The sequence below is a fragment of the Streptomyces sp. NPDC025273 genome (assembly GCF_040638585.1).
Lineage (GTDB): Bacteria > Actinomycetota > Actinomycetes > Streptomycetales > Streptomycetaceae > Streptomyces > Streptomyces cinereorectus.
Genome location: NZ_JBEZYP010000001.1, coordinates 86782 through 99478 on the forward strand (window position 1 = coordinate 86782; position 12697 = coordinate 99478).

Annotated in this window: 8 protein-coding genes and 1 pseudogene; 8 read left to right on the forward strand and 1 reads right to left on the reverse strand. The window is 70.2% G+C overall.

What is annotated here, in order from left to right:
- The 8 genes from AB0F38_RS00315 (at position 1) to AB0F38_RS00350 (ending at position 11670) form a co-directional block, all read left to right on the forward strand.
- A complete protein-coding gene (locus tag AB0F38_RS00315) occupies positions 1-1638 on the forward strand; it encodes a beta-N-acetylhexosaminidase (protein ID WP_361884634.1) in 1638 nt (545 codons plus the stop codon).
- Positions 1639-1925: 287 nt separating this feature from the next.
- Complete coding sequence (locus AB0F38_RS00320) at positions 1926-2819, forward strand: FAD binding domain-containing protein (RefSeq protein WP_361884635.1); 894 nt, start codon at positions 1926-1928, stop codon at positions 2817-2819.
- Positions 2816-4495, forward strand: a complete 1680-nt coding sequence (locus AB0F38_RS00325) for a 2Fe-2S iron-sulfur cluster-binding protein (RefSeq protein ID WP_361884636.1) — start codon at positions 2816-2818, stop codon at positions 4493-4495. The genes AB0F38_RS00320 and AB0F38_RS00325 overlap by 4 nt, the downstream gene beginning before the upstream one ends.
- Before the next feature lie 82 nt (positions 4496-4577).
- Complete coding sequence (locus tag AB0F38_RS00330) at positions 4578-6911, forward strand: molybdopterin cofactor-binding domain-containing protein (RefSeq protein WP_361884637.1); 2334 nt, start codon at positions 4578-4580, stop codon at positions 6909-6911.
- A 182-nt stretch (positions 6912-7093) separates the two neighbouring features.
- Complete coding sequence (locus AB0F38_RS00335) at positions 7094-7552, forward strand: hypothetical protein (RefSeq protein ID WP_361884638.1); 459 nt, start codon at positions 7094-7096, stop codon at positions 7550-7552.
- A gap of 47 nt (positions 7553-7599) precedes the next feature.
- Complete coding sequence (locus AB0F38_RS00340; protein WP_361884639.1) at positions 7600-9072, forward strand: hypothetical protein; 1473 nt, start codon at positions 7600-7602, stop codon at positions 9070-9072.
- A 28-nt stretch (positions 9073-9100) separates the two neighbouring features.
- Entirely contained in the window at positions 9101-10456 is a 1356-nt protein-coding gene (gene mycP / locus AB0F38_RS00345; RefSeq protein WP_361884640.1) for a type VII secretion-associated serine protease mycosin, read from the forward strand.
- A gap of 29 nt (positions 10457-10485) precedes the next feature.
- Positions 10486-11670 (forward strand): S8 family serine peptidase, encoded by a 1185-nt coding sequence (locus AB0F38_RS00350; RefSeq protein WP_361884641.1) that lies wholly within the window; start codon positions 10486-10488, stop codon positions 11668-11670.
- A gap of 4 nt (positions 11671-11674) precedes the next feature.
- Here AB0F38_RS00350 and AB0F38_RS00355 read toward each other — a convergent pair.
- Positions 11675-12661 (reverse strand): annotated as a pseudogene (locus tag AB0F38_RS00355) (serine/threonine-protein kinase); the annotation flags it as partial.
- Positions 12662-12697: the final 36 nt, after the last annotated feature.

Here is a 12697-nt window from a genome sequence, read left to right on the forward strand (position 1 = left end):
GTGGACGACCTGATTCCGGCACCCGTACGCGCCGAAGGGGATGGGGGGCACGGATTCCTCCTGGGCCCGTCCACCACCCTCACGGCACACGCCGGCACCGAAAGCACGGAGCGCTGGCTGCGCACCACCCTCGGCGCCGCGTTCGGCCTGCCGCTCGCCCCCGGCACCCCGTCGGGCGAGGCCGGGAACACCGTCGAGCTGCGCATCGACGCCACCCTGCGGCCCGAGGGGTACCGGCTGTCCGTGGCGCCCGGATCCGGCGTACGGATCACCGGCGGGAGCTCCGCCGGCGTGTTCTGGGGGGCGCAGACGCTGCGTCAGCTCCTGGGGCCCGAGGCGTTCCGCCGTGCACCCGTCGGCGCCGGTACGTGGAAGGGCATTCCTTCCACGGAGATCGAGGACCGGCCCCGCTTCCCCTGGCGCGGCCTGATGCTCGACGTGGCGAGGCACTTCATGCCCAAGGACGACGTCCTGCGCTACCTCGATCTCCTCGCCGCACACAAACTGAACGTCTTCCACTTCCACGTCACCGACGACCAGGGCTGGCGCATCGAGATCAAGCGCCACCCGCGGCTCACGGAGACCGGATCCTGGCGGGCACGGACCAAATACGGCCACCGCGCCTCCGAACTGTGGGACGAGACCCCGCACGGCGGTTTCTACACACAGGACGACATCCGCGAAATCGTCGCGTACGCGGCCGAGCGGCATATCCGGGTCGTCCCCGAAATCGACATCCCGGGGCACTCGCAGGCCGCGATCAGCGCCTATCCCGAGCTGGGCAACACCGACGTCGTCGACACCTCCGCCCTCTCCGTGTGGGACACCTGGGGCATCAACCCGAATGTACTCGCACCCACCGACACCACCCTGCGCTTCTTCGAGGGGGTCTTCGAGGAGGTGCTCGACCTCTTTCCCGCCGACACGTCGCCGTTCATCCATGTCGGTGGCGACGAATGCCTCAAGGACCAGTGGAGGCAGTCACCGGCGGCGCAGGCCCGGATGGCCGAACTCGGCCTGGCCGACGAGGACGCGCTCCAGTCCTGGTTCATCCGGCACTTCGACAACTGGCTCACCGCCCGGGGGCGCCGCCTCATCGGCTGGGACGAGATCCTCGAGGGCGGCCTCCCCGACGGCGCCGCGGTGTCCTCGTGGCGGGGTTACGCGGGCGGCGTCGCCGCCGCCGAGGCAGGGCACGACGTCGTGATGTGCCCCGAACAGCAGGTGTACCTGGACCACCGTCAGGACGGCGGCCACGACGAGCCGATGCCCATCGGGTTCGTCCGCACCCTGGAGGACGTCTACCGCTTCGAACCCGTCCCCCCGGGGCTCTCCGAGGAGGCGGCCGGCCACATCATCGGCACCCAGGCCAACGTCTGGACCGAGGTCATGCAGAACAGGGCCCGCGTCGACTACCAGGTCTTTCCCCGGCTCGCGGCCTTCGCCGAGGTCGCCTGGTCCGCGCTCCCGGCCCCCGGGGAGCGGGACTTCACCGACTTCGAACGCCGCATGGGCGCGCACTACGCCCGGCTCGACGCCCTGGGGGTCGCCTACCGGCCGCCGGGCGGCCCGCTGCCGTGGCAACGGCGGCCAGGAGTCCTGGGTCGCCCGATCGAGGGACCGCCCCCGCACGTGTGAGTCCTGAGCGGCTCGTGAGCGTCCCCCGGCCCGCGTCCGTACGTCCCGGACCGTGGCGCCCGAGAACCGAACAAGTCGCACCAACGCGCTGAAGAGCGGCAATTCGCGCATCAGGCGGAAGCTGTGCGAAACGTTACTTTTCCCCTGGTCAAGGGCAGATGTGTCCTTCGTGGACCCTCGCGCCGGTCCGCCCGGAAGATGTGCCAGAGTTGCCACGTCCCGGCCGTGAGCACGTACCGTACGGCGGACAGGCGGGACTGCCGGGACACCGGGAAGGGGCAGCTGGGTTGACCACGCACGCACCGCAGGCGACGCAGTCGGTAACGCTGCCGGCCTCGCTCGACGAGGCCGTGGCGGCTCTCGGCGCCATGCCCGCAGCCGTTCCTGTGGCCGGGGGCACGGACCTCATGGCAGCCGTCAACAAGGGCCTGCTGCGCCCCTCGGGACTGGTCGGGCTGAGCCGGATCAGCGAGCTGCGCGGCTGGCACTACCAGGACGGCCACGCCCTGCTCGGGGCCGGCCTCACCCACGCACGCATGGGACGGCCGGACTTCGCCGCCCTCATCCCCGCACTCGCCGCCTCCGCGCGCGCCGCGGGCCCGCCCCAGATTCGTAACGCCGGAACGCTCGGCGGGAACATCGCCACCGCGGCCCCGACCGGCGACGCCCTGCCGGTCCTGGCGGCCCTGGAGGCCGAGCTGGTCATCGCGGGCCCCGGCGGCTCGCGCCGCGAGATCCCCGTCTCGCACCTCCTGGCGGGCCGCGAGATGCTGGAGCCCGCCGAGCTGATCGGCTTCGTGCGCGTCCCCCTGCTGCACGCCCCCCAGGTGTTCCTCAAGGCGACCGGCCGCACCGGCCCCGGCCGTGCCACCGCCTCCGTCGCGATCGTCCTGGACCCGGCCCGGCGCGGTGTGCGCTGCGCGGTCGGCGCGATCGCCCCGATGCCGCTGCGGCCCCTGGAGGCGGAACGCTGGATCGCCTCCCTGATCGACTGGGACGGCGAACGGGGCCTGGCCCCCGACGCGCTGGCCGCTTTCGGCGAGTACGTCGCCGCGGCCTGCATCCCGGACCAGGAACCCGACGACGGGGGAGAGGCGCCACCGCTGCCCCCCGCCGTACTCCACCTGCGGCGCACGGTCGCCGCGCTCGCCCGACGCGCGCTGGGGAGGGCACTGTCGTGAGCAATGAAGAGAACCCCGAGCAGCCCGACCCGTACGGCGGCTGGCAGCCCACTCCGCAGGGCGGTGAGTACGACGCCGAGGCGACCGCCTTCGTCCACCTGCCCCCGGAGGACCTCGCCAACCTCATGAACGACCCGCTGGCCGCTCCCGGCCACGGCTACGTGCCGCCGATGATCCTGCCGCTGACCCCGGCGGCGGGGCTCGACCCCGCGGCGACGGGCAGCTGGGTCGTGCAGACGCAGGACCGGCAGGAGCGGGACGCCCAGGCCGGCCCGGAGACCGCGCCCGACGCGGTGCACTGGCCCGACCCGAACCAGCAGGAGCCGTACCGGCAGCAGTACCCGGAGGCGTACCCCTCGACGTCCCAGTACGAGCAGACGTCGTCGACGACGGCCCAGTGGAACTTCACCGAGTCCGTGCCCACCGCCGACCCCGACGGCACGGCACACGCGCCCGCACCCGCTTCCACCGAGCCCGTGGGGCACACCGGCCGGTGGACGATCCCGGTGGCGAACGGCGAACTCCCGGAAGAGTCCGGCGAGTTCGCCGCCTCGGCCCTGGCGTCCCAGTGGTACGCGGACACGCCCCCGGCCACGCTCCCGGGAGGCGCACCGGCACCGTGGGCCGCCCAGGACCAGGCACTCCCGGAGGAGCCCGCCCCGGAGCCGTCGCCGGAACCGCTGCCCGAAGCGGCGGCCGGACCGGTGCTCTCGGCTGAGCCTTCGTCGGAGTTCGTTTCCGAGCCGGCGCCCGAGTCTTCGTCGGAGTTCGTTGCCGGGCCGGTGGCCGAGCCCGAGTCTTCGTCGGAGTTCGTGCCCGAGCCGGTGCCCGAGCCCGAGTCTTCGTCGGAGTTCGTGCCCGGGCCGGCGTCCGGGCCCGACGCGGTGGTGGAGGCACCCGGGGAGGAGGCGTCCGCCGAGCCCCCGGGTACGCCCGAGCCGCTGGAGGGCGCTCAGGACGTGCCGGACGCCCCGGCGGCCGACCTCGAAGGCGAAGGCGTGCCCGAGGCCGCTGCGGCGCCCGAGGCCCCCGCCGACGCCCCGGAGCAGGCCGCGCCCCCCGGACCGGATCCCGCCCCCGTCGGTGTGCCGGCCGCGCCCAGCGAGCACCCCGCCGCTTCGTACGTCCTGCATGTGAACGGTGTGGACCGCCCCGTCAGCGACTCCTGGATCGGCGAGTCGCTCCTGTACGTGCTCCGGGAGCGCCTGGGCCTGGCCGGGGCCAAGGACGGCTGCTCGCAGGGCGAGTGCGGAGCCTGCAACGTCCAGGTCGACGGCCGCCTCGTGGCCTCCTGCCTGGTTCCCGCGGCCACCACGGCGGGCAGCGAGGTCCGTACGGTCGAGGGCCTCGCGGTGGACGGCGAACCGTCCGACGTCCAGCGGGCCCTGGCCCGGTGCGGAGCCGTGCAGTGCGGCTTCTGCATCCCCGGTATGGCCATGACCGTCCACGACCTCCTGGAGGGCAACCACGCCCCCAGCGAGCTGGAGACGCGCCAGGCCCTGTGCGGCAACCTCTGCCGTTGCTCCGGCTACCGGGGCGTGCTCGACGCCGTGCGCGAGGTCGTCGAGGGCCGGGAAGCGGCCGACGCGGACGACGAGGAACCGCGCATCCCGCACCAGGCGGCACCCGGCGAGGGTGGCGTCCAGCCATACGCGCATGAGGGAGACCCCCGGTGAACACCGCGCCTCCCGCATCACCGGTCACCCACACCACCACCGACAGCTGCTTCCGCAGCGGGGCGAACGACAAGGAGGCGGCGTGACCAGCGACGCAGCCACCGCGACCAGCACCACCCGCACCACACCGCAGTCCGAGGGCGCGGGCCGGGACCAGGAGCAGCCCTCGCTCGGCCTGGGTGCCTCGCTCCCGCCGGCCGACGCCCGCGCCAAGACCGAGGGCACGTTCCCGTACGCGGCCGACCTCTGGGCCGAAGGCCTGCTGTGGGCCGCGATGCTGCGTTCCCCGCACCCGCACGCGCGCGTCCTGTCGATCGACACGTCGGCCGCCCTGGAGATGCCCGGCGTGCGCGCGGTCGTCACGCACGAGGACGTCCCCGGGGACGGCGCGTACGGCCGGAGCGTCGTCGACCGGCCCGTCTTCGCCTCCGACCTGGTGCGCCACCACGGCGAGGCCCTCGCGGCCGTGGCCGCGGACCACCCCGACACCGCACGGCTGGCAGCCGCCGCGATCGCCGTCGAGTACGAGGTCCTCGAACCGGTCACCGACCCGGAGAAGGCGTTCGCGGCCGAACCGCTCCACCCCGACGGCAACCTCATCCGCCACATCCCGCTGCGCTACGGCGACCCGGACACGGTCGGCGAGGTCATCGTCGAGGGCCTGTACCGCATCGGCCGCCAGGACCCCGCCCCGATCGGAGCCGAGGCCGGCCTCGCCGTGCCCCGCCCCGACGGCGGAGTCGAGCTCTACACCGCGTCCACCGACCCGCACACCGACCGCGACCTCGCCGCCGCCTGCTTCGGCCTGGACCCCGACCGGGTCAAGGTCGTCGTGACGGGCGTCCCGGGAGCGACCGGCGACCGTGAGGACCCCGGCTTCCAGATCCCGCTCGGCCTCCTCGCCCTGCGCACCGGCTGCCCGGTCAAACTGGTCGCCACGCGTGAGGAGTCCTTCCTCGGCCACGCCCACCGCCACCCGACCCTGCTGCGCTACCGCCACCACGCGGACGCCGGGGGAAGGCTGGTCAAGGTCGAGGCCCAGATCCTCCTCGACGCGGGCGCGTACGCCGACTCCTCGTCCGAGTCCCTGGCCGCCGCGGTGGCCTTCGCCTGCGGCCCGTACGTCGTCCCGCACGCCTTCATCGAGGGCTGGGCGGTCCGTACGAACAACCCGCCCTCCGGCCATGTGCGTGGTGAGGGCGCGATGCAGGTGTGCGCTGCCTACGAGGGCCAGATGGACAAGCTGGCGGCGAAGCTGGGCATCGACCCGGCCGAGATCCGCCTGCGCAACGCCCTCTCCACCGGCGACATACTCCCCACGAGCCAGACGGTGACCTGCCCCGCCCCGGTCGCGGAGCTGCTCCGCGAGGTCCGTGACCACCCGCTCCCCACGCTTCCCAAGGACGCCCCCGAGGACGACTGGCTGCTGCCGGGAGGCCCGGAGGGCGCCGGTGAGCCGGGAGCCGTACGCCGGGGTGTCGGCTACGCGCTCGGCATGGTCCACATGCTCGGAGCCGAGGGCACGGACGAGGTCTCCACGGCCACGGTCCGGGTCCACGACGGCGTCGCCACGGTCATCTGCGCGGCCGTGGAGACCGGCCAGGGCTTCACGACCCTCGCCCGTCAGATCGTCCAGGAGATCCTGGGCATCGAAGAGGTCCACGTGGCGGCGGTGGACACCGACCAGCCTCCCGCGGGCCCGGCGACGCACGGCCGTCACACCTGGGTCTCCGGCGGCGCGGTGGAACGCGCGGCCAAGATGGTCCGCACCCAGCTCCTCCAGCCGCTGGCCCACCAGTTCGGCATGTCCACGGAGCTCCTCCAGATCGCCGACGGCAAGATCACCTCGTACGACGGTGTGCTGTCCACGACGGTCACGGAGGCCATGGACGGCAAGGAGCTCTGGGCCACGGCCCAGTGCCGCCCCCACCCGACCGAGCCCCTGGACGAGTCCGGCCAGGGAGACGCTTTCGTCGGCCTGGCCTTCTGTGCGGTCCGCGCGGTGGTCGACGTCGATGTCGAGCTCGGCTCGATCCGGGTGGTCGAAATGGCGGTCGCCCAGGACGTCGGCCGCGTCCTCAACCCCTCCCAGCTGGCGACCCGCATCGAGGCGGGCGTCACCCTGGGCATCGGCGCGGCCCTCACGGAGAACCTCCGCACGGCCCGGGGCCTGATCCGGCATCCGGACCTCACCGGCTACGCACTTCCTACGTCTCTCGACGCCCCGGACATTCGCATCGTCAAACTGATAGAGGAACGCGACGTGGTGGCCCCGTTCGGCGCCAAACCCGCCTCCGCGGTCCCGGTGGTGACATCCCCCGCGGCGGTGGCCGCGGCGGTCCGCGCGGCCACGGGCCGCCCGGTCAACCGCCTCCCGATCCGGCCCCAGGCGGCGGTGGCCACGCCCAAGTCCTGAGCGTCCACGGGCGGGTGTGATCCACGTTGCACGTGCAACCCGGAGGTGCGGGGTGTCACCGGTGCTGACTACAGTGATGCCCAGAGCTATAGCCAGCTGCATACGGGGAGGTTGCTGTGGCGAGCGACGCAGGGTCAGGAGCGGGGCCCGCTCTGGGATGGCCGTTCGGCGGAATTGTCGCCATGGCGCAGGACGCCGTGGGCGATCTGGTCACGGAGCTCGAGTCGTTCACGAAGTTCCGCAACCGTATCGACGAACTGCTGGACGACCTCAAGGCGTCCCCGGCCGACGCGAAGAAGCTGAACGAAGTCTTCATCGGAGAGACCCAGTTCGGCGACCCTGGGTGGGCTGAGGCCACGGGGCTGTTCTCCTCGTACAAGAAGGTCGTCACGGAGCTCGAAACCTTCTCGAAGCTGCTGTCGGACTCGATGGAGGGCATGAGCATCGCGGTCCTCGCGTCGCACAAGGGTTACGAGAACCTGGACGACGACATCCGTCAGCGCATGCTCGCGATCCGAGAGGGCGCGCAGGAGCACTACGAGGGCGAGTACGACCCGCAGCCGGAGGGCGGCAACGGGAGCAGTGAGAAGCCGGTCGAGACTCCGGAGCCTTCGTCGACGGAGGAGATCGGGGGCGCGTGAGGTGACGGGGTTCACGTGGGGATCGTTGGTACTGACGGGGGAGCGACATGGCTGAGGCACCCGAGACATCCGGGGCATCCTCGACTGCTTTTGAAGGAATGTCACACAAGCAGATGATCGCGTGGCTCGACCAGGCGAACAGCACGGCTGTGCAGACTGTGGCAGACCGCTTGGCGCACGCTGGGGCGGAGATCGGGAAGATCGCCGCTGAACTGAAGATCCGTCCACAGTGGGTGACCTGGGAGGGCGAGGGCGCGTTTTCGTTCCGTGTCTGGAGTGCGGACCTGGCCAACGAGACCCAGCGGCTGAGTGATTACAGCAAGGGGGCCGCGGAGGAGTTGAGCCATGCCGCGGACGCGATCGCTCTGGCCAAAGCGGCAGTGCCTCGTCCTGACGCGGGTGATCAGGCCAACCTTGAAGCTGCTCTTTCGGCCCCGAACGACCCGGACGCGTCGATGTTGGCACAGAAGCTGAGTGCGTCTCTGGACAGGGAGGCGCTTGCTGCGGCTGCGGAGATGACGAAGCTCTCCCAGACGTACCAGCAATCGGTGGCGGGTTTCGGTCGGCTGGACAGGCCTGAGTTTCCGCCGCCGCCGAAGGTGATCGCGCCGGACGATTCGCTGGTCGAGCGGGGCGGCACCAGCGGCTCCTTCTCACGCACGGGCTCGCCAACGGGAGTCGACAGCGGCGTATCAAGCGCCGTTTCGGCGTCTGGAAGCCGTTTCGAGTCGCCTGACACCGTGGCAGCGATCTCTGGACCTCCAAGCGTGACATCGCCGGTCGGTAGCGTGGTGCAGCGCCCGGTGGACATGGAGATCGCCGGAGTTGACACGTTGCCGGCGACCTCGACGATTCCTTCAGTCGTTCCTCCCGTAGCGCCAGGACCAGGTAGGCCCGACGCCGGACTTCCGACGACGCCTATGGTCCTGCAGCCCGGTATCGGCGGCGGACCGGTGCAGCCGTCGACAAACACTGGTGGTCGAACGGGTACTACTCGGCCACCGATGTCCACTGGTGCTGGAAACCTGGGAACGAATCCGATCGGCCGACCGACCCGCGACGGCGGAATCGTCGGTGGCCGCCCTGTTACCCAGAGTCCGGGACGCCCTGTGGGCGGTCTCCCTCGCGGCACCGTGATCGGTGGTGACGGCACCCAAGCAGGTCGCGGAGCGATGGGGCACGGCGGTGGCATGGGCGGAGCCGGGGGAGGCGGCCAGAGCGGAATCACCGGTGGTCGCCGACTCGCGGGTGAGACTGGCGGCATGGTGGGTGGCCGTCCACAGCAGCCAGGGCGCACGACCGGCCGCCCGTTCACGCCTGGGGGCACAGGACTGGTGCGGGGTGCGGCAGCGGGCGACGGCAGTCGTGTGACCGGCCAGGCCGGGCGAGGAGGAGCGGGCTCTCCCCAGCGAGCCCGTGACCCGCGCCGTGATGAGGGGGAGCGGCCGGACTACCTCGTCGAGGACGAGGAAACGTGGCAACAGGGCGGCCGGCGCGTCGTCCCGCCAGTGATCGACTGAGCTGCAAGACATAAGTAAAGGGAATCGGATGCGTACCAGCAGTGCAGCGGTCACCCGTCATGGAACCGTCACTTCCATTGCAGCGGCCCTGCTGCTGGTAGGTGCCAGTCCCGTGTACGCGGATTCGGTGCGGTCGAGCCAGTGGCACTTGGATGTAATGCGGGCTGACCAGATGTGGGAATCGAGCACCGGCGAAGAAGTAACGATTGCTGTTATCGACTCAGGTGTCGATTCGACCAACCCTGATCTTCAGGGGCGTGTGCTCAAAGGGAAAGACCTGGCGGAAGGTTCCCCGGGGGATGAGCACGTGGATTACAGGAATCACGGAACGGGGATTGCTGGACTTATTGCGGGAACGGGAGATGCGAGTGGTGATGGAGCTTTCGGTCTCGCACCCTCAGCTAAAATTCTACCTGTCCGCGTACGGGACAATTTTGGCAAAGTCAATGGAGCTACGGGAGATAAGAACTTCAACGAAGATGTCTCTGTAGGCATTCGCTTCGCGGTCGATAATGGCGCCAAGGTTATTAATATTTCCCTCGGTAATAATGCTGGATCGCAACAGCTTACGGATTCGGTGAAATACGCCCTGGATGAGGGGGCTCTCGTATTTGCGGCCGCAGGAAACAGTGCCGAGGAGGAAAATGCGGTCGAATACCCGGCCGGAACTCCTGGAGTAGTCGGTGTGGGGTCGGTAGGAAAGGACCTGAAGCGAGCTAAGTCCTCTCAATACGGGCCACAGGTCGATCTTTCCGCCCCCGGTGTGGACATGGTTCACGCATGTAGCGGTGGGACCCAGTTGTGCAAGAGCAGCGGCACCAGTGATGCCACCGCCATCGCCTCCGCGTCCGCAGCCCTCATTTGGTCCAAGCATCCTGACTGGACGAACAACCAGGTCCTGCGCGTCATGCTCAACACGGCCGGCGGCCCCATCAGTGGTGATGAGCGTACGGATTACATCGGCTACGGGATCGTCCGCCCTCGCATCGCCCTGAAGACTCCGGGTGACCCCGGACCCGCTGCCGAATATCCGCTCCCCGACCTCGCGGCCGCTGCGTCCCCGGAGCCGTCCAAGGCGACCGGCGCTGCCGAGAAGAGCGACGAGCCGGAGGTCGCGGCAGCGGCCTCGGACGACAGCAGCAACACCGCTCTCTGGGTCGGCGTCGGCGTCGGCGTGGCTGCGCTCGTCGGTATCTCGGTAGCTCTCGTGGTGATCCGTTCCCGCCGCCGCAACGCGGCCGTTCCCGCACCGCTGTCCTACCAGCCGCCCTATGCGTACCAGCAGTCCCAGCCTCCGTACCCGCCCTATTCGCCCCCGTCGGGCGCTCCCGGACCCGATGCCCCGTACGGCGGCCCCCCGCACCAGGATGGCCCCACTACGTGAACGCGTTCCTTCCGATGCCTGGGAGAGGTGTGTCCGCCATAGGCCGGCGGCGGGCGGCTTTCGCGGCCGGGCTGGCGCTGCTGTTGGTCGGGGCCTCGGCCACCACGGCGACTGCGGATACGGTCCTGTCGCAACAGTGGCATCTCGATGCGATGGGGGCCGAAGAGATGTGGCGGACCAGTACCGGTGAAGGTGTGACCGTCGCCCTCATCGATACCGGAGTGCGCGAAGTCCCCGAGCTGGCGGGGCGACTGCGTGGTGGCAAGGATTTCACCGACGGGGCACCGGGTAAGCGAAACGAATCAGGTACCGTAGCCGCGTCCGTGATTGCCGGGACGGGAAAAGGGCTCAACGGTAGAGAAAGTGCGTTCGGGCTGGCGCCCGGCGCGAAGATCCTTCCGCTGAAGGTATCGAACGGGAGCGAGGCGCCGGACTCCCTCCTTCGGCCAGTGGCGATGAACAGGGACCTCGCTCCGGCCATCCGGTACGCCGCAGACTCCGAAGCGAAGATCATCAGCATCTCGGTCAATGTCATTACGGAGAGTAAATCGATCCACGAGGCTGTGGATTATGCCTTGGCCAAAGGTAAGTTGGTGTTCGCCTCTGTCGGTGACTCCGAAAGCCAGTTGGAAAGGCCGGTGCGGCATCCCGCGACGGCTCCGGGCGTCGTCGGTGTCTCACCCGTCGGCAAAGATCTTGCGGCCCTTCCGAAGGCGGCTGTGGGGCACCAGGTCGATTTCAGTGCTGCCGGCGAAGATGTGCTCAGTGCCTGTGCGGAAGCGGCAGGGCTGTGCAGGAGCAGCGGTTCGACGGTTGCCACCGCAGTCGCCGCCGCGTCGGCTGCTCTGATCTGGGCCGCCCACCCGGACTGGACCTCTCACCAGGTCTTGCGAGTCATGCTGAATACCATCGGCGGCCCCACCAGCGGGGCTGTCCGTAGTGACTACATCGGCTACGGGATCGTCCGACCCCGGATCGCGTTGAAGACCCCGGGCGACCCCGGACCGGCCGACACCTACCCACTGCCCGGCTACACCGTGCCGTCGGCTCCGCAGGATGACGAGGGCGTATCCGCCGCGTCTGCCGCGGGCAACGGCCGCAGCACCGCCTTCCTTGTCTCCGTAAGCGTGTGCGCGGCAGGTCTGCTCTCTCTCGCCGTCGCGGTTCCGCTGCTCCTGGTCGACCGGCGGCGTGTCCGGCTCAGTCGTCCTTGAACTGCCATGCCGCGGTGCCGCCTCCCACGGTGAGCGCGGCTCCTGTCGCGGCGAGTGCCGTCAGGAAGCGGCGCCGGGCCTGACCGGGAGGCGTCGTCGGGGCCGCTGCGGGAACCACGCGCCGTACGTCGGCACCGTGCCGGCCGATCATGGCTGCCAGTGGGCCCTGTCGCCAGATGCCCGTCATCGCATGCGGTGGTACGAAGGCCCCTGCGACCTGGCTGGGGCTCGGGCGCAGTCCGGCCTCCTTGGCGAGACAGGGAGCGACCAGCGCGCGAAGAGGCTCGGCCAGCTGATGCAACTGTGCCTGCCCATGGACCACTTCGTACTGCACCGCGGCGACGTGCTCCCCGTTGAACGCACGCTGCCCGGTCGCGGCGTAGACCAGCACCGCTCCCAGGGAGAAGACGTCGGCAGCCGGTCCCACCCGGTGGCCCAGGACCTGTTCGGGTGCTCCGTACCCGGGAGTCACCGGGATCTCACCCATGGTGGTCAGGGTGAGTCCGTGCTCCGGCCGGGCGATGCCGAAGTCGATGACCCGGGGGCCGTCCATGGTCATCACGATGTTCGCGGGCTTGATGTCGCGGTGTACGAGACCGGCGGCGTGAATGTCCTGCAACGCGGTGGCCAGGGCGGCGGCCAGGGCACACACCATCGTGTCGTCGAACGGACCGAGGGAGGTGACAGCCTCCTCCAGCGTGGGCCCCACCAGGAACTCGCTGGCGATCCAGGGGCGCCCGCCCTCGGTCTGCGCGTCCAGCACCCGGGCGATGCCGCCACTGGTGACGGATCGCGCGGTCCAGGCCTCGCGGACGAAACGCTGCGCGAGGTTCTGGTCGTGTGCCATCTCGGGGCGGAGAGATTTCACCGCCGCGCAACGGCCGAGGTTGTCCTGGCCGAGGTACACCTTGCCCATTCCTCCCTCGCCGAGGACACCGAGGAGGCGGTAGGGGCCGAGCCGGAGCGGGTCTCCGGAGCCGAGCGGTTTCATGGGGGTCCCTCGAAGGTTGAGTGGTGTGTATCGGAC